This is a genomic window from Microbacterium sp. LWS13-1.2 (assembly GCF_040144835.1).
Taxonomy (GTDB): domain Bacteria; phylum Actinomycetota; class Actinomycetes; order Actinomycetales; family Microbacteriaceae; genus Microbacterium.
The window spans coordinates 313,725-333,611 of the sequence record NZ_CP151632.1 but is presented as its reverse complement, the minus strand read 5'-3'; the positions used below and the strand labels follow the sequence as shown (position 1 = coordinate 333,611).

At 70.2% G+C, this 19,887-nt stretch carries 23 protein-coding genes; 3 read left to right on the top strand and 20 right to left on the bottom strand.

The window, feature by feature from the left end:
* Positions 1–16: 16 nt before the first annotated feature.
* On the bottom strand, positions 17–964 hold the full coding sequence (locus MRBLWS13_RS01595; protein WP_349427348.1) for a tetratricopeptide repeat protein: 948 nt from the start codon (positions 962–964) through the stop codon (positions 17–19).
* Complete coding sequence (locus tag MRBLWS13_RS01590) at positions 964–2,829, bottom strand: glycosyl transferase (RefSeq protein WP_349427347.1); 1,866 nt, start codon at positions 2,827–2,829, stop codon at positions 964–966. The genes MRBLWS13_RS01595 and MRBLWS13_RS01590 overlap by 1 nt, the downstream gene beginning before the upstream one ends.
* 178 nt (positions 2,830–3,007) lie before the next feature.
* On the opposite strand from MRBLWS13_RS01590, the gene MRBLWS13_RS01585 reads away from it, so the two are divergent.
* Positions 3,008–4,075, top strand: coding sequence for an AI-2E family transporter (locus MRBLWS13_RS01585; protein ID WP_349427346.1), 1,068 nt, complete (start codon positions 3,008–3,010; stop codon positions 4,073–4,075).
* 39 nt (positions 4,076–4,114) lie between these two features.
* Here MRBLWS13_RS01585 and MRBLWS13_RS01580 read toward each other — a convergent pair whose 3' ends face one another.
* The 9 genes from MRBLWS13_RS01580 to rpsB all read right to left on the bottom strand — a co-directional run bounded on the left by MRBLWS13_RS01580 (position 4,115) and on the right by rpsB (position 10,846).
* A complete protein-coding gene (locus tag MRBLWS13_RS01580) occupies positions 4,115–4,840 on the bottom strand; it encodes an alpha/beta hydrolase (protein ID WP_349427345.1) in 726 nt (241 codons plus the stop codon).
* A 1-nt stretch (position 4,841) separates the two neighbouring features.
* Entirely contained in the window at positions 4,842–5,126 is a 285-nt protein-coding gene (locus MRBLWS13_RS01575; protein ID WP_349427344.1) for a hypothetical protein, read from the bottom strand.
* Between the two features lie 3 nt (positions 5,127–5,129).
* Positions 5,130–5,891 carry a lytic transglycosylase domain-containing protein gene (locus tag MRBLWS13_RS01570; protein WP_349427343.1) on the bottom strand — a complete coding sequence of 254 codons (762 nt, stop codon included), beginning with the start codon at positions 5,889–5,891 and terminating at the stop codon, positions 5,130–5,132.
* Positions 5,892–5,949: 58 nt separating this feature from the next.
* Positions 5,950–6,513 (bottom strand): DivIVA domain-containing protein, encoded by a 564-nt coding sequence (locus MRBLWS13_RS01565; RefSeq protein WP_349427342.1) that lies wholly within the window; start codon positions 6,511–6,513, stop codon positions 5,950–5,952.
* Positions 6,510–7,553 (bottom strand): phosphatidate cytidylyltransferase, encoded by a 1,044-nt coding sequence (locus tag MRBLWS13_RS01560; RefSeq protein ID WP_349427341.1) that lies wholly within the window; start codon positions 7,551–7,553, stop codon positions 6,510–6,512. Before MRBLWS13_RS01560 ends, MRBLWS13_RS01565 begins: the two co-directional genes overlap by 4 nt.
* A 9-nt stretch (positions 7,554–7,562) precedes the next feature.
* Positions 7,563–8,117 (bottom strand): ribosome recycling factor, encoded by a 555-nt coding sequence (frr, locus tag MRBLWS13_RS01555; protein ID WP_349427340.1) that lies wholly within the window; start codon positions 8,115–8,117, stop codon positions 7,563–7,565.
* 52 nt (positions 8,118–8,169) lie between these two features.
* On the bottom strand, positions 8,170–8,889 hold the full coding sequence (pyrH, locus tag MRBLWS13_RS01550; protein ID WP_331911736.1) for a UMP kinase: 720 nt from the start codon (positions 8,887–8,889) through the stop codon (positions 8,170–8,172).
* A gap of 84 nt (positions 8,890–8,973) precedes the next feature.
* Positions 8,974–9,801 (bottom strand): translation elongation factor Ts, encoded by an 828-nt coding sequence (tsf, locus tag MRBLWS13_RS01545; protein WP_349427339.1) that lies wholly within the window; start codon positions 9,799–9,801, stop codon positions 8,974–8,976.
* A 103-nt stretch (positions 9,802–9,904) separates the two neighbouring features.
* A complete protein-coding gene (gene rpsB, locus MRBLWS13_RS01540; RefSeq protein WP_349427338.1) occupies positions 9,905–10,846 on the bottom strand; it encodes a 30S ribosomal protein S2 in 942 nt (313 codons plus the stop codon).
* Positions 10,847–11,182: 336 nt separating this feature from the next.
* On the opposite strand from rpsB, the gene MRBLWS13_RS01535 reads away from it, so the two are divergent.
* A complete protein-coding gene (locus MRBLWS13_RS01535; protein WP_349427337.1) occupies positions 11,183–11,752 on the top strand; it encodes a M23 family metallopeptidase in 570 nt (189 codons plus the stop codon).
* A gap of 12 nt (positions 11,753–11,764) precedes the next feature.
* On the opposite strand, the gene MRBLWS13_RS01530 is transcribed toward MRBLWS13_RS01535, so the two are convergent.
* The 9 genes from MRBLWS13_RS01530 to MRBLWS13_RS01490 form a co-directional block, all read right to left on the bottom strand.
* Positions 11,765–12,670, bottom strand: coding sequence for a tyrosine recombinase XerC (locus tag MRBLWS13_RS01530; RefSeq protein WP_349427336.1), 906 nt, complete (start codon positions 12,668–12,670; stop codon positions 11,765–11,767).
* 171 nt (positions 12,671–12,841) lie between these two features.
* On the bottom strand, positions 12,842–14,029 hold the full coding sequence (gene dprA, locus MRBLWS13_RS01525) for a DNA-processing protein DprA (protein WP_349427335.1): 1,188 nt from the start codon (positions 14,027–14,029) through the stop codon (positions 12,842–12,844).
* A complete protein-coding gene (locus MRBLWS13_RS01520) occupies positions 14,026–15,549 on the bottom strand; it encodes a YifB family Mg chelatase-like AAA ATPase (RefSeq protein ID WP_349427334.1) in 1,524 nt (507 codons plus the stop codon). Before MRBLWS13_RS01520 ends, dprA begins: the two co-directional genes overlap by 4 nt.
* A complete protein-coding gene (locus MRBLWS13_RS01515) occupies positions 15,546–15,914 on the bottom strand; it encodes a YraN family protein (RefSeq protein WP_349427333.1) in 369 nt (122 codons plus the stop codon). The genes MRBLWS13_RS01520 and MRBLWS13_RS01515 overlap by 4 nt, the downstream gene beginning before the upstream one ends.
* Before the next feature lie 107 nt (positions 15,915–16,021).
* On the bottom strand, positions 16,022–16,345 hold the full coding sequence (locus tag MRBLWS13_RS01510; RefSeq protein ID WP_045297888.1) for a DUF2469 family protein: 324 nt from the start codon (positions 16,343–16,345) through the stop codon (positions 16,022–16,024).
* A 61-nt stretch (positions 16,346–16,406) separates the two neighbouring features.
* A complete protein-coding gene (locus MRBLWS13_RS01505) occupies positions 16,407–17,066 on the bottom strand; it encodes a ribonuclease HII (RefSeq protein ID WP_349427332.1) in 660 nt (219 codons plus the stop codon).
* On the bottom strand, positions 17,063–17,839 hold the full coding sequence (gene lepB / locus MRBLWS13_RS01500) for a signal peptidase I (RefSeq protein WP_349427331.1): 777 nt from the start codon (positions 17,837–17,839) through the stop codon (positions 17,063–17,065). Before lepB ends, MRBLWS13_RS01505 begins: the two co-directional genes overlap by 4 nt.
* Positions 17,840–17,973: 134 nt before the next feature.
* Complete coding sequence (rplS, locus tag MRBLWS13_RS01495; RefSeq protein ID WP_179432961.1) at positions 17,974–18,321, bottom strand: 50S ribosomal protein L19; 348 nt, start codon at positions 18,319–18,321, stop codon at positions 17,974–17,976.
* 168 nt (positions 18,322–18,489) lie between these two features.
* The gene (locus tag MRBLWS13_RS01490; protein WP_349427330.1) at positions 18,490–18,984 is read right to left on the bottom strand and encodes an MFS transporter permease; all 495 of its coding nucleotides are present in this window, start codon (positions 18,982–18,984) and stop codon (positions 18,490–18,492) included.
* Positions 18,985–19,103: 119 nt separating this feature from the next.
* On the opposite strand from MRBLWS13_RS01490, the gene map reads away from it, so the two are divergent.
* Complete coding sequence (gene map / locus MRBLWS13_RS01485) at positions 19,104–19,886, top strand: type I methionyl aminopeptidase (RefSeq protein ID WP_349427329.1); 783 nt, start codon at positions 19,104–19,106, stop codon at positions 19,884–19,886.
* Position 19,887 lies beyond the last annotated feature (1 nt).

Here is a 19,887-nt window from a genome sequence, read left to right as displayed (position 1 = left end):
TCGGTCGAGGCGCGACTCAGAACAGCAGTGAAGCGAGGCGACCGCGTGCCGCGATGACGCGCGGGTCGCCATCGCCCACGAGCGCGAAGAGCTCCAGGAGGCGCTCCCGCACGGGTGCGCGCTCGTCCGCGGGCAGCTGCGAGAACAGATCGAGCAGGCGGCCGAATGCGTCCTCGACGTGCCCGCCCGCGAGGTCGAGATCGGCGACCGTCAGCTGCGCGGGGATGTCCTGGGGAGCGGATGCGGCGGCCGCGCGTGCCGCCTGGAGGTCGACGTCCTGCACGCGGAGCAGAAGCTGCACCTGTCCGAGCCCGGCACGCGCCTCGGCGTCGCGGGGGTTCTCCACGAGCGCCTTCTCGTATGCGGTGACGGCGCGCGCGTAGTCGCCCTCCTCGATGGCCTCGAACGCCTCGGCATGCAGGGGCGGGAGCGCGGGCTCATCGGGTGTCTCCTCCGGCGCCTCGCCGTCGACGGCGACCGTGCCGGTCACACCGTTCTGCGCCGCGAGCTGGAGGAGCTGCGCGAACACCTCGCGCACCTGCTGCTCGGGAACGGCCCCGGTGAACATCTGCACCGGCTGCCCGGCGACGAGCGCGACGACCATCGGGATGGACTGCGCGCGGAACGCCTGCGACAGCTGCGGATTGGCGTCCACGTCGACCTTCGCCAGCACGAGGCGGCCGCCGAGCTCGAGGACGACCTTCTCGAGGATGGGGCTCAGCTGCTTGCACGGGCCGCACCATTCGGCCCAGAGATCGACGACCACCGGTACGGTGCGCGACAGCTCCAGCACCTGCGGGAACGTCTCGTCAGTGACGTCGAGCACGAGGGCCGGGACGACGGCCCCGCTGCCCGCGGGAGCCTCCTCACCGGGCGCGGCCTGCGCAGTGGACGCAGGGCGATTGCGGAGAGTGGACAGGTCGACGGCACCACGCAGCGAGGCGCCCAGAGTGGGATCAGTCACTACAGAATCTTCGCATCGAGAATGTCGGATGAGTAACCGAGCAGGCGGATCTTCTCATTCGAACCGGCATTCGGCACGTAGAAGAACACCTGGTCGCTGAACGTCGTCTCGAAGCCCGTGGCGGACTGGTCGGCGCCGGCCAGCGTCTTGACCGTCCGGTTGTTCTCCACCTTGATGACCGCATCCGCGTTGGTCGGCTTGGCCGTGTCGACCTCGTTGATGTTCACGGCCACGATCGCCCCGCTCTCGACCGTCTGCAGCGCGAACGGCGTCTGCGGCCCGGCGACCGCACTGAACTCGAGGGTGCCCGTGGACGCGCCGGAGTTGGCGGTCTGGTTGAACTCGTCGCGCCGTCGCTGCCGGTCGGCGGCGATGCTGGCGCGGAGCTGATCGCCGTCGGCCTCGAAGAGGTCGTAGTACTCGCTCTCCGCGTCCTTGCTGATGACGTCTGCGTACGCGGCGGCCACCTGATCGGGCGGCAGCACGAGGAACGGCGAGTCGGGTTCGACCGCCGCCGCACCGATGTAGGCCGGGGCGAGATCCGGGATAGCGGTCGACGCCTCCAGGCTCCCGACATACGAGAGCTTGTACTCCGACCACTGATCCTGCTGGGTCAGCACCATGATGCTCGAGGTCTTCGACTCTTCGTCGTCGGCGATGGCGATCACCGAACGGGGCCACGCGTCATAGGCCTGCGGCAGGATGATCTCGAGCGGCTTCGCAAGAATCGGCGCGGGCGCCGGATAGTCGCCGAGGGTCGAACGGAGCTTGTAGTTCGTGTCGCGCGCAGCCAGGGCTGCACCCTCCAGGCGCGTGTCGGCGAGGTCGCCGTCCATCGCCGCGTCGGCGTCGGCGACGGTGGCCGAGATGCGGGTGAGGATCCGCTCGGCCTGCGCCTTCGTCACCGCAGGCGCCTGCTGGCCGTCGGGCGCGATGACCGTCGCGGTCGGCGTGGGGGTCGGCGATGGGCCGAGCTGCGGCCAGGCGTCGGCGGAGCAGCCCGTGAAGAGCAGTGCCGATACGGCGACGACCGGCAGGAACGCGAACGCGCGGCGCCCGCTCGAGACCGCCCGGCGCGTACGAGCCGAGTTGCTGATCACGCCCTTGTCGTCGCCGTCGATCGCGATGTCGATCGGCTCGGTCACCGGCAGCGGCAGGCCCTTGCGGCGGGGTCCGCGCTTCCGACGGGCGTGGCGGATGCCGAGGATGTAGAGGAACACGCCCGCGGCCATGAGGATGCCGCCGCCGACGATGAGCGGACCCGCCCAGGGCGTCGAGGTCTGCAGAGGCCAGGTCACGGTCACCCTGCTCGGTGCGGGTGCGGTGCCGTCGGAGGCGACGAGCACGCTCATCTCCTCCGGGAGCTGGAGCGGCGCGATCAGGAGATCCTTCTGCTGATACTCGTCGAGCCACAGGTCTGAACCGACCGGGCTGCGGCCCGCCGCGTCGGTCGCGTCATCCGTCGACGCGTCGGCCGCTGCGTCGTCGGTCGCGGAGCCGTCCGCGGGGGCGTCCGTCGCAGGGTCGGCGATGGCGTCGATCTCGGGCTCGACGACCACGGTCTCGACCTCGCCGTCGCCGTCCAGCGTGACGTGGGTGTACGTGGTGTCGGACAGCCACGCCTCCATGTCGGCCGTCCGCCCGTACGAGGCGTAGATGTCGCCCTCGGTCTGGGCACGAAGTGTCTGGGTACCCGGCATCTGATTGAGCACGGCGCCGTCGATGAGGAGGTAGGGAGTCTCCTCCTCGACCGAGATCGCCGTGGTCTCGGTCCTGGGACCCTGGAAGATCGTCCGCTGGGCGATGCCCGCCCCGATCATCACGGTGGCGAGCACGAAGGCCGCCACGGCCCATACGAAACGCACGAAGAACACCTTTCCCGGGGGCGCAGACGCAGCGCAACCCTTCGATTCGACGTTTCAGACTAGCGGGAATGACCTGTGAGGCGCGTGGGAGGGGGCATTCCACGGCCTGGGCGCTCGGCATGCGTATCCTGGGCGGACACAACGCATCGACGGGAAGTCGATCGGCAGGGGGACCTCGATGAAGCTGCACAGCCCGTTCCGCACCGCGCTGCTCGCAACGCTCGGTGTCGGCTTGGGACTGCTGCTGATCGGCAGCATCCAGAACCTCCAGACGATCCTGCTCTACGTCGGCACCGCGCTGTTCCTCTCGCTGGGCCTCGACCCGATCGTCGCGTGGCTCGAGCGCCGCAAGCTGCCGCGCTGGGCGGCGGTGCTCATCACCATTCTGGGCGTGCTCGCGGTGTTCGCCGGGATCATCCTCATGATCGTGCCGATCATCGTGCAGCAGATCGGTCAGCTGGTGACGACGATCGAGGAGCTCGCCGGAGAGGGCATGTTCGACGATCCGGTCGGCGCGATCCAGGACTGGCTGCACGGGGTGTTCCCGGCGCTGGACGTCGACGAGGTCTGGGCCTACATCGAGGACTGGTACGCGTCCCTCGACGTCGGCGCGATCGGCAGCGAGGTCGGCGGCAGCATCATCACGATCGTCGGTGCGCTCATCGCGGGCTTCGCGGGCGCTTTCATCGTGCTGATCCTCACCATCTACTTCACGGCGTCGACTCCGAGCCTGAAGCGCTCGGTCTACCAGCTGGTCCCGGCCTCGAAGCGGGCGCGGTTCATGGACCTCGGTGAGCAGATCACCGACTCCGTCGGCTACTACGTCATCGGCCAGGTGACGCTGGGTCTCATCAACGGCGTGCTGAGCGCGATCTTCCTGTCGATCATCAAAGCGCCGTTCCCCGCGGTGCTCGCCGTGATCGCGTTCTTCTTCTCGCTGATCCCGCTGGTCGGCACCCTGACCGGCTCCATCATCATCGTCCTGACCTGCCTGGTGGTGGGCTCCCCCACGACCGCGCTCATCGCGGCCATCTACTACCTGATCTACATGCAGATCGAGGCGTACGTGATCTCGCCGCGCATCATGGGGCGGGCCGTCTCGGTGCCTGGAGCGGTCGTCGTGATCGCCGCCCTCGCCGGCGGATCACTGCTGGGCCTGCTGGGCGCCCTGGTCGCCATCCCGGTGGCTGCAAGCATCCTGATCATCTACCGTCAGGTCGTCATCCCGCGCCAGAACGAGCGCTGAGGCGGGTCCGGTCCAGCCCGGGCCCGTGGGTGCGCCCGGTCACGCGTCGACGACGGGTCCGTCCCACTCCAGTGGCAGCGGCAGCGCGTCCGGATTGACGGCCGCCACGATCTCGGTCAGCACTCGACGGGTCTGGTTCTCCCCCACCCACAGATGCTTGGCGCCCTCGACCGGGATCAGGACCGCCTCGGGCACGCTCGCGAAGCGCTCGGCCGCGGCATCCGGTCGGAGATAGTCGTCGAACTCCGGTACCAGCACGATCAGGCGTCTGTCGTCGCCCGCCCACGCCGCGATCTCTTCCGCGGTCGCGCGGTGCAGCGGCGGCGACAGCAGGACAGCCCCCTCGACCGCGTGATCGCGCCCGTACTTCAGCGCGAGCTCGGTGCCGAACGACCATCCGACCAGCCACGGCCGCGGCAGACCTCGGGTGTGCACGAAGTCCATCGCCGCGGCGACATCGAAGGCCTCGGACCGGCCGCCGTCGAAGGCGCCCTCGCTCGTGCCCCGCGGTGAGGTCGTGCCCCGCGTGTTGAACCGCAGCACCGCGAGATCCGCCAGCGCGGGAAGGCGCCCGGCTGCTTTGCGGATGATGTGCGAGTCCATGAATCCGCCGGCCGTCGGCAGGGGATGCAGCGTCACGAGGGTCGCGATCGGCTCCCGGTTCTCGGGCAGGGCGAGCTCGCCGACGAGCGTCAGCCCGTCGAGCGTCTCGAGCTCGACGTCCTCGCGCCGGGCGGGGAGCAGCATCGGTCCGCGGATCTCCATGTCACGCCACCTTCCAGCAGTGCTGATGCCAGTGCCGACGCGCGGCGAGATCCGCGGCATCGCCCAGCACCCCGTCGGCGCGCCAGGCCACCAGATGCGCGACACCGATGTCGACCTGGCGCCCGCAGCCCGGACACGTGTAAGGCTTCTGCGCCTGGGCCGCCGAGACCGGCTGCACGATCCATTCCACACCGCGTCGCATCTCGCTGCGCTTCCAGCCGGCGAGGAGTCGCTCGAAGGACTCGTCGCCGCTCGAATCAGGACGGCGGCGGTTCGATCGGGGCACGGCTCAATACCAGCCCGTGCGCTGCGAGTGGTCCCAGGCACCGCACGGAGTCCCGTAGCGCCCGCCGATGTAGCCCAGGCCCCAGGTGATCTGGGTCGCCGGGTTGGTCTCCCAGTCGGCACCCGCGGTCGCCATCTTGCTGCCCGGCAGCGCCTGAGGGATGCCGTAGGCGCCGCTGCCGGCGTTGTAGGCGTTGACCCGCCAGCCGGATTCCTTGTTCCACAGTGCGACCAGGCAGGCGAACTGGTCGTCGCCCCAGCCACGGGCGAGCACCATGTCGTAGGCGATGGCCTGCGCGGTGCCGGGGTCGGGCGTGACGAACGGAGGCCGCCAGCCGCTGGACGCGGACTTCGATGCCGTCGTCGGCGCCACGGTCGGGGTGGGCTTGGGCTTCACATACACGGAGTAGCCGCCGCGGTCGAGCGCTGCAGGCTCCGCGACCTGAGCGCTGCCGTCGCCGCTCAGGGACTGCACGTCGTCGAGCGAGCTGGCGTACAGCGAGACCTGCGACTCCTCTTCGGCCGTGGCCTGCGCGAGCGCGAGGCCGGTCGGACCGATGTAGGCGACCACGAACCCGAGCACCGCGAAGGCGGCGAAGCCTCCCAGCACACCGCGGCGACGTGACCACCGGGCAGAGGAACCGGCCGCGCGTGCGGGCGCCGACGGCGCGGCTGATGCCGTCGAGACGACGCGTCCCGCGGCCCGGGTCGACACCTCGTGACGACGGGCGCGCCTGGTCGGGTTCAGCTCGTTTCCGGAAGTCACAGTGCCCCGATTCTCGCATACCGGCACGAGGGCGTGCCATCCGCGACACCCGTGCGTGTCACTTCACCGCGAGCATCACCTCGACGACCGCATCGAGCACGGCATCCACCTGCGTCTCGCGGTAGCCGCCGCGCTGCATGCGGAACGCGACCGCGCGCACCTGCTCGACGGTCACGGAGTCGCCGGTCTCGAGAAAGCGCGCGAGCTTGTCGGTGACGAGGTCCACCTCGGCGACCCGGTAGCCGTAGCGCAGCCGGGACACCCGGTCGAAACGGCGCCCGGTGGGACGCGACAGTCGATCCAGCACCTCCTGCGCGAGCTCCCGCGTGTGGCCGACCCATGCGCGGGCGCCTGCGGCCGCCATCGCGGACGCGCGCTCACGCGCAGCGAACGCGTCTTCGATGCGACCGAGCGCCGCATCGACCGACGCGATCGCGTACCCGTGCCGCACGAGCGGGAATGCCACCTGGCGCACGTCGGCCGACGTGAGGGACGCGCTGCCCTGCTCGAACGACGCGCGGGCGCGAGCGAGGAACTCGTCGACCGGCTCCTTGTCGTAGCCCTTCTCGCGCCCTCGGGCCTCGGGGAAGGATGTCCGGGAGGTCGTCTCGGATGCCGTCATGATGCCACCAGCGGAGTGAAGAGGTAGTAGAGGGACAGCGCCGCCACGACCGACAGCAGGATCGAATCGAGTCGATCGAGGACGCCGCCGTGACCGGGCAGCCAGGAACTCATGTCCTTGATGCCGAGATCGCGCTTGATCATCGATTCTCCCAGGTCGCCGACCGTGGCGGTGGCGAGGATCAGGATGCCGAACACCGCGCCCATCCACCAGTCGAGACCGAGCATGAACATGCCGACCAGCACGCCGGCGATGGTGGCCGCCGCCGCGGCGCCGGCGAAGCCCTCCCACGTCTTCTTGGGGCTGATGCGGGGAGCCATCGGATGCTTGCCCAGGGTGATGCCCGCGATGTACGCGCCGGTGTCGACGGCGACCGCAACGATGATGAACGACAGCACCCACCACTCGCCGCCGTCCTTGCTCAGCAGCACGAGGCAGAGACTCGTGAGGAACGCCACATACAGCTGCAGGAAGGTGGCGATCAGCACATCCCCGAGCACGGCGGAGTAAACGCGGCCGTCGTGGGAGGCCATCTGCGCGACCAGCCGCCAGACCACCAGGAACGCCAGGACCACGAACAGCAGCACCCACTGCAGCCACGCGTCCACGAAATAGGCCGACAGCACGACGATGGCACCCGCGACGAGCTGCGGGACCAGATCGACGCGGCGTCCGCTGGCGATCAGCGCGCGGGAGAACTCGAACATCGCGAGCAGCGCTGCCGCCAGGGCGAACGGGACGAACGCCCACTTCACGAAGATCAGCGAGCCGAGCAGGGCGACCCCGATGGCCAGCCCGATCAGGGTCGCGACGATGAGGTCGCGCCCCGTGCGCTCCTTGATGCGCTCGTTCGCCTCCTCGAAGTCCGCCTTCGCCTGCGCGACCTGGCTCTCCAGCTCACTGCGCGCAGCGCGCAGATGGGCCTGCAGCGCCGGCGGGGTGTCATGTGCCTCCGCGGCACGCCGTGCGTCGCCCGCTTCGCGCCGCGTCTGCGGAGAAGCGGCCTCTTCGCCGCGCGGCGGGTCCGGTGCGTCGGTCATGGGCAGACCTCAGACTTCGAGGAGCTCGGCCTCTTTGCGCTTGAGCGCGTCGTCGATCCCGTCGACGTGGGCGCGCGTCAGCGCGTCGAGTTCCTTTTCGGCGCGGGCGAGCTCGTCCTCGCCGACCTCGCCCTTGAGGGCGTCGATGTCGTCCTTGGCCTTGCGGCGGATGCCGCGCACATGCACCTTGGCATCCTCGCCCTTGCCGCGCACGAGCTTGACGTACTCCTTGCGACGCTCCTCGGTGAGCTCCGGCATCGTGACGCGCACGAGGTTGCCGTCGTTCGTCGGGTTCACCCCCAGGTTCGGGATGTCGCGGATCGCCTGCTCGATCGCCTTCAGCGCCGACTTGTCGTACGGGGTGATGAGGAGGGTGCGCGCCTCGGGGTTGTTGATCGACGCGAGCTGCGCGAGCGGCGTCGGGCTGCCGTAGTAGTCGACGAGGACCTTCTGGAACAGCTGCGGGTTCGCGCGTCCGGTGCGCACCGTCGCGAAGTCCTCCTTCGCACCCTCGACAGCGCGGTCCATGCGCACTCCGGCATCGGCCAAGACGTCCGCGATCACAGTGTCTCCTTCAGGTAGATGGGGCTGGTCAAGTGTATCGGCGGCAGCGTCGTCACGCCGTGACGAGCGTGCCGATGGGCTCGCCGAGGAGCGCCTTCGTCACGTTGCCCGCCGGCTCCATGCCGAACACCCGCATGTCCATGCGGTTGTCCATGCAGAGGCTGAAAGCGGTCGAGTCGACGACCTTGAGGCCTCGCTGCAGCGCGTCGAGGTACGTGATGCGATCGATCAGCGTGGCCGAGGCATCCTTCTTCGGGTCGGCCGTGTAGACCCCGTCCACGCCGTTCTTCGCGACGAGGACCTCCTGCGCGTCGATCTCGAGCGCTCGCTGGGCGGCCACGGTGTCGGTGGAGAAGTACGGCAGGCCTGCGCCGGCGCCGAAGATCACGACCCGGCCCTTCTCCATGTGCCGCTCTGCGCGCCGTGGGATGTACGGCTCGGCGACCTGGGTCATCGAGATGGCCGACTGCACGCGCGTGGCGGCGCCCGCCTGCTCGAGGAAGTCCTGGAGGGCCAGGGCGTTCATCACGGTGCCCAGCATGCCCATGTAGTCGGCGCGACCGCGGTCCATGCCGCGCTGGCTGAGCTCGGCGCCGCGGAAGAAGTTGCCGCCTCCGACGACGACGGCGATCTCGACGCGGTCGACCGCGGCGGCTATCTCCTGCGCCATCTGGCTGACCACGTCGGGGTTGACACCCAGTTGCCCCCCACCGAACGCCTCGCCGGACAGCTTCAGAAGGACGCGGCGGCGCCCGGTGTTCTCGTTGATCACTGTGGTCCTCTCGTCTACGACAAACTACCGAAGGGCATGAGAAAAGGCCCGCATCGGATTGCCGATGCGGGCCTTCTCAATGGATCAGGCGCCGACCTTGTAGCGGGCGAAGCCCGTCAGGGTCAGACCGGCGGCCTTCGCGACCTGCGCGACCGACTGCTTGTTGTCCTTCGCGTAGTCCTGGTCGAGAAGCGAGACCTGCTTGAAGAACGCATTGACGCGGCCCTCGACGATCTTCGGAAGAGCCGCCTCGGGCTTGCCCTCGTTGCGCGAGATCTCGGTGACGATCTCGCGCTCCTTGTCGACATCCGCCTCGGGGACCTCGTCGCGCGACAGGTACGAGGGGTTGGCGAACGAGATGTGCTGCGCGATGCTGCGCGCCGTCTCGGCGTCGTCGCCCGAGTAGGCGAGCACGACGCCCACCTGCGGCGGCAGGTCCTTGCTGGTCTTGTGGAGGTAGATCTCGAAGTTGTCGCCCGAGAGCGTGCTCACCCGACGCAGCTCGACCTTCTCGCCGATGATGGCGGCCTCGTCCGAGATGAGCTCGGCGACCGTCTGCGTGCCGGCGGGCGCGGCCAGCGCAGCCTCGGCCGAGTCGGCGTGAGCGGCAGCGGCGGCGTCGAGCACCTTGTCGGCGAGGGCGATGAAGCGCTCGTTCTTCGCGACGAAGTCTGTCTCGGTGTTGAGCTCGATGATCGTGACCTGACCGTCGACCTCCTTGGCCGCGACCAGTCCCTCGCTCGTGGAGCGGTCGGCGCGCTTGGCGTTGCCCTTCGCGCCCTTCAGACGCAGGATCTCGACGGCCTTCTCGAGGTCGCCGTCGGCCTCCTCGAGCGCCTTCTTGGTGTCGACCATGCCGGTGCCTAGCTGCTCGCGCAGGGCCTTGATGTCGGCGATCGTGAAGTTTGCCATGGGTGGCGGCTCCTTGATTCTCGTGAGTTCTCGTGGATGCCTCGGCGGGACCGTCCAGCCGTGAGGCCAGGACGATCCCGCCGAGGCGGAGTGTGAGTGAGGCTTACTCGGCGGGGGTCGCCTCGGCGACCTCGGCAGCGTCAGCGGCCTCAGCGGTCTCGACGACCTCATCGGTCTCAGCGGCGACAGCGGTCTCGACGGCCTCAGCAGCCTCGGCGCCGGCCTCGTCGGCGGCCGACTCGGTCGCGATGGTCTCGACCTCGGCGACGTCGGTCTCGACGGGCGCGCCCTGCTCGAGCAGCTCGCGCTCCCAGTCGGCGAGAGGCTCCGCGTCAGCGGTCTCGTCGGTGGGCTGGTGGCGCTGGATCAGGCCCTCCGCGGCGGCGTCGGCGATGATGCGGGTGAGCAGGCCCACCGAGCGGATCGCGTCGTCGTTGCCGGGGATCGGGTACTGGAACTCGTCGGGGTCGGCGTTCGTGTCGAGGATGCCGATCACGGGGATGCCGAGCTTCGACGCCTCGTCGATGGCAAGATGCTCGCGCTTGGCGTCGACGACCCAGATGGCCGAGGGGGTCTTCTGGAGGTTGCGGATGCCGCCGAGCGACTTGTGCAGCTTGTCGAGCTCGCGCTTCTTGAGGAGGAGCTCCTTCTTGGTGAAGCCGCTCGCGGCCGGGTCCTCGAAGTCGAGCTCCTCGAGCTCCTTCATGCGGGCAAGACGCTTCGACACGGTCGAGAAGTTGGTGAGCAGACCGCCCAGCCAGCGCTGGTTGACGTAGGGCTGGCCCACGCGGGTCGCCTGCTCGGCGATGACTTCCTGCGCCTGCTTCTTGGTGCCGACGAAGAGGATGGTGCCGCCGTGCGCGACGGTCTCCTTGACGAACTCGTACGCCTTGTCGATGTACGTCAGCGACTGCTGCAGGTCGATGATGTGGATGCCGCTGCGCTCCGTGAGGATGAAGCGCTTGACCTTCGGGTTCCACCGGCGGGTCTGGTGTCCGAAGTGCACGCCGCTGTCGAGCAGCTGGCGAATGGTGACGACGGCCATGGCCGTTCTCCTGTTCCGGCGCGTGCGCGCCTGTTGCGGTTGTTCTCGCGCCGGCGTGGAGCCGGCGAGCCTGGTGCCCGGCACATTCCCACCCAGCGCCCGCTCATGAGCGTTCGCAGGGACCGTTGGGAGTGGATGCCGCGCCGTCACCCTCCGTCAGACTCGGGGTGCGTGGCGCTGTGGGCACGCGGAGTCACTCCGACATGCGGAGTGCGCATCCAGTGTATCAGCAGGCGACCGGGCCGAGCCTCCTCCCCCGCAGGGCGAAGGCGACGGTTCTCCACGGGTCCGCGACGGGGGCCATCGCGCCCGAACGGCGTGCGGCAGGGTCAGGTGATGCGCACCATCGCCCCGGCTCCACTCCCGCGATTTCGTGCGGCAGCGGCGCTCGCGCTCGTCGTGTGGATCGCCGCAGTGCCTGTGACCGCGTCGGCATCGAACCCGGATGACCCCGACGGTCCGGCAGGGCGTTCCGCGGACGGCGGGTCGGTTGCTCTCGCGCGCGACTGGCTGTGGCCCGTGGACGCGTTCCGCCTCGAGCGTCCCTTCGTCGCCCCACCCCACGAGTACGGCCCGGGCCACCGGGGCATCGACCTCGCCGTCCTCGGCGAGGACGGCGTCTCCGCCCCCGCGGCGGGCGCGGTCGCCTTCTCCGGCCAGGTGGCCGGACGTGGTGTTCTGACGATCGACCACGGCGATGGACTCGTCTCCACTCTCGAGCCCGTGGAGTCCACACTCGTCGCCGGCGCGCCGGTGGCTGCCGGTGCCGCTGTGGGGCGCGTCTCCGCAGGCGGTCACACCGCGCCCGGCGCGCTGCATCTCGGCGTGCGCCTCGATGGCCGGTACATCAACCCCCTCGTGCTGCTCGGCGGCGTGCCGCGAGCGGTGCTCCTGCCCTGCTGCTGAGAGCCCGCCTGCTCAGGCGCGCGGGTGGGCGAGACGGTAGGACGCCGCCAGCCGCTCGCTCGAGACGTGGGTGTAGATCTGCGTGGTTCCGAGGCTCGCGTGGCCGAGTATCTCCTGGACGGCACGGAGGTCGGCGCCGCCGTCGAGCAGATGCGTCGCCGCCGAGTGCCGCAGCGCGTGGGGCCCCACCTGAGCGCCGAGTTCGGGCCCGAGCTCGCGAGACACCAGGTCGTAGACCGCACGAGGTCCGATGCGACCGCCTCTCGCGCCGAGGAACAGGGCGGCTGCCTCAGGCGCGTCGACTCGACGCGCCACGAGCACGGGCCGGCCCCGCACGAGGTACGCATCGACCGCACGCAACGCGGGGAGCCCGAAGGGGACGACGCGCTCCTTGGAGCCCTTGCCCCACACGCGAGCCGTGCGACGTTCGGGGTCGAGATCGCCGACGTCCAGTCCGCACAGCTCGGAGACGCGCACCGCGGCCCCGTACAGGAGCTCGAGCATCGCGTGGTCGCGCAGCGCCAGCGGGTCGCCTTCCGCGGCCGCGGAAGCGAGCCGCTCCAGGACCCCTGCCAGCGCATCGGCGGTCGCGACTTTCGGCAGTGTGCGGCCGCGCTTGGGCGCGACCAGCCGCAGGCTGGGGTCGGATGCCACGGCGCCCGTCTCGGTCGCCCAGGCGAAGAAGCCGCGCACAGCGGCCGTCCGCCGTGCGATGGTGGCGCGGCTGTCGCCCCGCTGCACGGCCTGCCACAGCCACTCACGGAGGTTCTCGAGGTCGACGACGGCGAGATCGACGTCGCCGCACGCGACGGCCAGCCCGGCGAGATCCGAGCGGTACGCACGGACCGTCGCCGGCGACAGTCGACGTACCTCCGCCAGGTGGCGCAGGTACGTCTCCGCTGCGTCGACGATCTCCACGCCTCCAGCTTGCGCCTCGACGAGGGGTACGCGGCGCTGCGACGCACCGCGCGGTTCGCTCTCCCCCGCCAGCCGAGCGGAGCGCCGGACACAGAGGGACGCCACGTCAACGCGCTGGCCTGGCACGGTAGCGCTAGACACGGCTGAGCACTCGTGACGACCGCGCGCTCGTCACGCCCCCGCCCGTCGCAACCTCCATCCCTCCGCGCCGGCCTCCACGGATCCGTCGAGCTGCAGCAGACCGAGTACGCCTTCGACGGCGTCGGCCGCCATCCCCGCGCGGCGCGCGATATCGCCGGGCTGTCGCCAGGCGCGCGTGCTCATCGCATCCACCACGCGCGTCGCGTCGCCGGTGTGGCCGGGCATCCGAGCCGCTCCGGCACCGTTCGCAGTGGCCAGTCCCAGCAGCTCACGGACGTCATCCGCCCCGGTGATGCACTGCGCGCCGTACTCGCGGATGAGGCGGTGCGTGCCCGCGGAGGTGGCCGAGGTGATCGGGCCCGGGACCGCGCCGAGCGGCCTCGACAGCGTCGCCGCATGGCCGGCGGTGTTGAGCGATCCGCTGCGCCAGCCGGCCTCCACCACCACCGTCGCCGCCGATAGCGCGGCGATGAGCCGATTGCGCTGGAGGAAGCGCCACTTCGTCGGAGCGGAGCCGCACGCCACTTCGCTCGCCACGACACCGTGCCGGGCGATGTCGTCGATCAGCCCTGCGTGCCCGGCGGGATACGAGCGGTCCGCGCCGCCCGCGAGCAGTGCGACCGTCAGACCGCCCGCCGACAGTGTCGCGCGATGCGCGGACCCGTCGATGCCGTATGCGCCGCCCGACACCACCGCGATGCCGTCACCGGCGAGCTCGGCCGCGAGCTCCATCGCGACATGTTCTCCGTAGCGCGACGCGGCGCGCGCGCCGACGATGGCGACGGAGGCGTCGAGACGGCGGAGGGCGGAGGCATCGCCGCGCACCCAGAGGCACAGCGGCGCGTGCGCCTCGAGGTCATCCAGCTGGGCGGGCCACTCGGGATCGGCCCGCGTCACGAGGCGGACGCCGCGCGCCGCGGCCGTGAGGAAGGAGTCCGCGACCACGCGCGCCGAAAGCCGCGGCAGCCACCGCTTACGGCCCTCGGCCAGTTCCCGCGGGGTGACTTCTGCCAGCGTCCCTTCGGCCAGCACCGCCTCCAGCGCGGGCGCGGCACCGCGAGCGGCGACGATGCGCCCTGCCACGGAGTCGCCGGGCTCGATCAGGTGGCACCACACCGCGGTCGCGTAGCGCTCACGGGCCGCGTCGGCGCTCTGGTGGACGCCCAGCGGTGCGAGCGCACGCCCCGCGGCGTCGGCGCCCAGGTCGAAAGCGGTCACAGCGCCAGACCCTTCTTCAGGTAGAGCGCCCGCCCGACATGCTCGGCACTCAGCTGCGCTCGCCCGTCGATGTCGGCCAGCGACCATGCGACCCGCAGCACGCGATCGTAGCCGCGCAGCGTCAGCGCACCACGGTGCAGCGCGGCATCCAGCGGGCGGCGGATCACGGGCGGCGGGGCGACCGGTCCCTCGCGGAGCCAGGTCCCCGGCACATCGGCGTTCACTCGCCAGGGCGTTGCCTGCAGCCGGTGACGTGCGCGCGCACGGGCCTCCGCGACCCGATCGCGCGCCGTCGCGGTCGAGATCGTCGGTCCGCGGCCGCGCTGGGCGACGGAGACCCTGGTCAGGGTCAGCTCGATGTCCATGCGGTCCAGCAGCGGCCCGGAGAGCCGGCCGAGGTAGCGGCGGATCGCGGCCGGTGGGCACGTGCAGGTGCCGCCGCGGATCCCGTAGTCCCCGCACGGGCACGGGTTCGTGGCCAGGACTAGCTGGAAGCGTGCCGGGTATCGTGCGTATGCCCCCGCGCGATGGATCGTGATGGACCCGGACTCCAGCGGCTGCCGCAGCGCGTCCAGCGCGCTCGCCGCGAACTCGCCGGCCTCGTCGAGGAACAGCACGCCCTCGCTGGCGCGCGCGATCGCGCCCGGCCGGATGAGGCGGGAACCCCCGCCCACGAGAGCTGCGACGCTCGCGCTGTGATGCGGCGCCTCGAACGGGGGCGTTCGTGACAGCTCCATCACGCGCGAGCCCGCGAGGCTGCGGATCGACGCACTCGCGAGCGCCGCACCGTCGTCGAGTTCGGGAAGGATGCCGGGCAGCCGTCGCGCGAGCATGGTCTTGCCGGCACCGGGCGGTCCGCACATCAGCAGGTGGTGCCCGCCGGCCGCTGCGACGATGAGCGCATCCACGGCATCGCGCTGACCGATCACCTCGGCGAGATCGAGTACGGGCTCGGGTGTCCGCTCGTCGTCCGGCAGGGCGACGGGATCTTCGTCGGCGACCTCGACGTCACCGCCGTGCCAGGCCACCACCTGTGCGAGGTTGACGGCGGCGAGCACGTCCATCCCACCGACGAGCGCCGCCTCGGCGCCGTTGGCGTAGGGCACGACGATCCGCCGATGGCCTGCCCGCCGGGCAGCGACCACCGCGGGCAGCACACCGGGGACGGGGCGCAGGCGCCCGTCGAGGCCGAGTTCCCCGATGTGCACGGCCGACGCGACCGAGGCCGCATCCATCGACGACTCGGTCGCGAGAGACGCGACTGCGATCGCGATGTCGAAGCCGGATCCCTGCTTCGGCAGGCTCGCCGGTGACAGGTTCACGGTCAGCCGTCGCCGGGGCAGCGGCGTGCCGCTGTTGGCGCACGCGTTGTGAACGCGCTGCACCGCCTCGCCCAGTGCCTTGTCGGGCAGGCCGATGATGCGGAACTCCGGGGTCTGCTGCGACAGGTCCGCCTCGACCTCGACGCACTCGCCCTCGGCACCGACGAGCGCGACGGCCCACGTGCGCGCGACGCTCACGGCACCTCCACGTCGACGAGGTGTTCCAGGCGAGCCGTCGAGGGCTCCGTGCCCGTGAGCCCGATCGCGTCGATGCGCAACCGGCGCCCCTGCACGAGCTCGCGGTGCTGACTCGCCCATGCGACGCCGAGCCGCCACAGCCGTACGCGCTTGCGAGCGTCGATGGCCTCGAAGGGGTGCCCGAACTCCTCGCCGCGCCGTGTCTTGACCTCGACGACGACCACCGCGGCGCCGTCCGCCACCACGAGGTCGAGTTCGCCCTCACGGCTTCGCCAGTTGCGCGCGAGCACCGTGAAGCCCTGGGTCTCGAAGTACCGTGCGGCGCGGTCCTCGCCCGCACGGCCGAGCACGTCTTTGTCTGCCATTCAGGCATCGTCGCGCGCGCGAACCTCGCGCGGACGCGCGGCGGCGGCATCCGTTCAGAACCGACGTGCGGTCCCGGGATCGCGGGGGCTGGGGAGGAGCCTGTGGCTCAGGTGTCGAGCGAGAGCTCTTCGGGCAGGTGGAAGTCCCGGCGCGACAGCTCTTCGACGTTGACGTCCTTGAAGGTGAGCACGCGCACCGCCTTGACGAAGCGGTCGGCGCGGTAGATGTCCCACACCCACACGTCCGACATCGAGATCTCGAAGTAGAAGTCGTGCTCGGTGTCGCGGCGCACGACGTTGACCTCGTTCGCGAGGTAGAAGCGCCGTTCCGTCTCGATCACGTACTGGAACTGCGAGACGACATCGCGATACTCGCGGTAGAGCGCGAGTTCGAGTTCGCGGTCATAGTCTTCGAAGACCTCGTCATCCATGGTGCTCCCATCCTATGGGCGTGAACGGATGCCGCGACGCCGCTCCGCGCGTGGCGAACGCTCAGAAGAGCGTCGGCGCGTCCGCGATCGACCAGGACGCGCGATGGTGTCGGCTGATTCCGTGCGTGCGGATGGCCTCGCGGTGGTCCGGGCTCGCGTAGCCCTTGTTACGCGCCCAGTTGTAGGCCGGAAGCTCGTCGTGGAGTTCGGTCATGAGACTGTCGCGCGCGACTTTGGCGATGACGGATGCCGCCGCCGCCGAAGCGCAGTCGCGATCGGCCTTGATGACCGGCTGCACCGTCAGCCCCCATGCGCCGGCGGGGCGGATGTAGTCGTAGTTGCCGTCGAGGATCACGATCGCATCCTCGGGGACGACCCCGTGAGCACGCAGGTCGGCGATTGCGCGGATGGCGGCGAGCCCGAGTGCGCGCATGATCCCGATCTCGTCGATCTCCTCCGAGCTCGCCCAGCCGACCGCGCTCGCTGCGACCCACGACGCCGCCCGTGCCGCGACGTCGGCGCGCCGGGGCTCGGGGACCAGCTTCGAGTCGCGGAGCCCCTGCGGGATCCGCTTGCGGGAGCGGGGGGCGTCGACCACCGCCGCGCCGACGGCGACCGGACCGGCCAGCGCACCGCGGCCGACCTCGTCGCACGCGATGACGAGCGCGTGCTCCCGCAGGAGCCGCCGCTCGAGCGTGAGACGAGGCTCGGCGACGGTCACTTCGCGCCGCCCTCCGGCTCCGGCGCGGGAACGCCGGCGAACACGTCGTGGTGGAAGTCGAGGAAACCGAACCGGTCGAACGGCCAGGTCACGAGGAAGGCGCGGCCGACGAGGTTGTCGATCGGCACGAAGCCCTTGCCCGGCTGGTCGGTGTTGTACCGCGAGTCCTTCGAGCGGTAGCGGTTGTCGCCCAGCACCCAGAGACTGTCCTCGGGCACGACGATGTCGAAGGGGTCGCCGGATGCCGCCGACTCCCCCGCCGGCAGCTTGATGTACACGCTCTCGTTGATGGGCACGTCGTTGACCGTGATCTGACCGATCGCGTTGCAGCACACGACGTGGTCACCCGGGAGCCCGATGATGCGCTTGACGAGGTGGTCGTCGCTGTCGGGCGCGGCGAGACCCACGAGCGACAGCACCCACTCCACCCCCTCGACGATCGGCGGGCGGGCGGGCTCCGTGCTCGGCGGCAGCCAGCCGCCGGGATCCTGGAACACGACGATGTCGCCCCGCTCGTAGGCACCGAACCGCGGGGTGATCTCGTCCACGAGGATGCGGTCCTTGACGTGAAGGGTGTCCTCCATCGAACCGGAGGGGATGTAGAACGATCGGACGATGAACGTCTTCACGATGAGCGAGACGAGGACGGCGATCAGGATGATCACGATCACATCGCGCAGGAAGACGAGCCAGCCCCGACGACGCGGCTGAATGGTCGCTGCGGGCTCGGCCCCGGGGGCCGGCTCGGCGGGAGCCGACTTCTCGGTCGTCATGGAGTTCCTTCGCGGGCGCCGACGGTCGCGGCGACCCGCCTTCAAGGGTCGCACATTCCGGCCCGTCCGGAGAACGGACGAGGCCCCGGACGCAAGCGTCCGGGGCCTCGAGACAGCGCTGCAGGCAGCTGGTGTCAGTTGTCGCGCTTCTCCTTGATCTTGGCCTTCTTGCCACGGAGGTTGCGCAGGTAGTAGAGCTTCGCGCGGCGCACGTCACCACGGGTCACGACCTCGATGTGGTCGATGACCGGGGAGTGCACCGGGAAGGTGCGCTCGACGCCGACCTGGAAGCTGATCTTGCGGACCGTGAAGGTCTCGCGCACGCCGTCGCCCGAGCGGCCGATGACGACGCCCTGGAAGACCTGGATACGCGAGCGGTTGCCCTCGGTGATGTTGACGTGCACCTTCACGGTGTCGCCGGCGTTGAAGGCGGGGATGTCGGAGCGGAGTGAAGCCGCATCGACGGCGTCGAGGATCTGCATGATCGTCTCTCTCTGCGGCCGCCACAGGTCGACCGCGGGAAGTAAGGTGAAGGACTCGGTGTGCCGCAGGCCTCCGGCGTGACGCCGTTCAGCTGATTCCCCTGAGGCAGAACCGGTCAGGGCACAAACAACCATTCTGCCATGGATGCCGCACCCGGCCAAAACGCGTCAGCTCGCGGGCGGCGTCTGCTTCTCGGAGATGATGATGACGTCGCGCTCGGCGACGTACCCTTCGTCGGCCGGCGCCGGAATGTAGGCGACGCCGTCGGCTGTGCGCAGGACGAATCGCGACGGCCGGGCCTCGCTCCACAGCTGCCACAGCTCGAGCCAGAACAACCCGACACCGGCCAGGATCGTCACGACCATCACCGGAGCCCACCATGCCTCGGCGAAGAAGCCGAGCGAGATCACGAGCCCGTGCCAGACGGTGAACCCGAGAACGTCCCACCACGAGACGGCGCGATGGGCGCGGACCGTACCGCGCGCCCGCACCAGCAGCGTGAGGATCAGCTGCCAGACGAACACGCCGGGGATCGCGAGGAACAGCACCCAGAGGAACGCCCAGCCGCCCGCATTGAAGACGGCCCACCCGACGAAGAGCCACAGCGGCAGCAGGAAGGCCGCCGGAATGAGCCAGCCGAAGAACACGCGACGCAGCCACATGCCTCTGATGGTACGCCGCCGATGCGGGTGACGGCGCGGTTCCGCGTGCCACGGGGCATCCTCCCAGCCCGGTGGTGCCGAGTCCGACAGAATGGAGGAGGACTGAGAGGAAGCTCCACATGATCGAGTTGCGCACCCCTGCCGAGATCGAGGCGATGAAGCCCGCCGGGCGATTCGTCGCCGAGACGCTCGCGACGCTGCGCGACGAGACCAAGGTGGGCACGAACCTCCTGGCGATCGACCGCCGAGCCCACGAGCTGATCCGCCGGGCCGGCGCCGAGTCGTGCTACATCGACTACCACCCGTCGTTCGGCGCCCGCCCCTTCGGCAAGGTCATCTGCACCTCGGTCAACGACGCGGTGCTGCACGGACTGCCCTTCGACTACACACTGCGCGACGGCGATCTGGTGTCGCTCGACTTCGCCGTGTCGATCGACGGCTGGGTGGCCGATTCCGCCGTCTCGTTCGTCGTGGGCACACCGCGTGACGAGGATCTCGCGCTGATCGACACGACGGAGCGGGCGCTGGATGCCGCAATCGCGGCGGCGACGGTGGGCAACCGCATCGGCGACATCTCCGCGGCCATCGCCGCCGTCGCCCACGGCGACGGCTACTCCATCAACACGGACTTCGGCGGGCACGGCGTGGGTCGTGAGATGCATGGCGACCCGCACGTCGCCAACGACGGCAAGGCCGGGCGCGGCTACCCGCTGCGGGCCGGGCTCGTGCTCGCCCTCGAGCCGTGGTTCCTGCAGACGACCGACGAGCTCATCACCGACCCGGACGGGTGGACGCTGCGCTCGGCCGACGGGTCGCGGGGCGCCCACTCCGAGCACACCGTCGCGATCACCGAGGACGGCCCGATCGTGCTCTCGGACCGTTCGTGGCTCGGCGTCCGCTGAC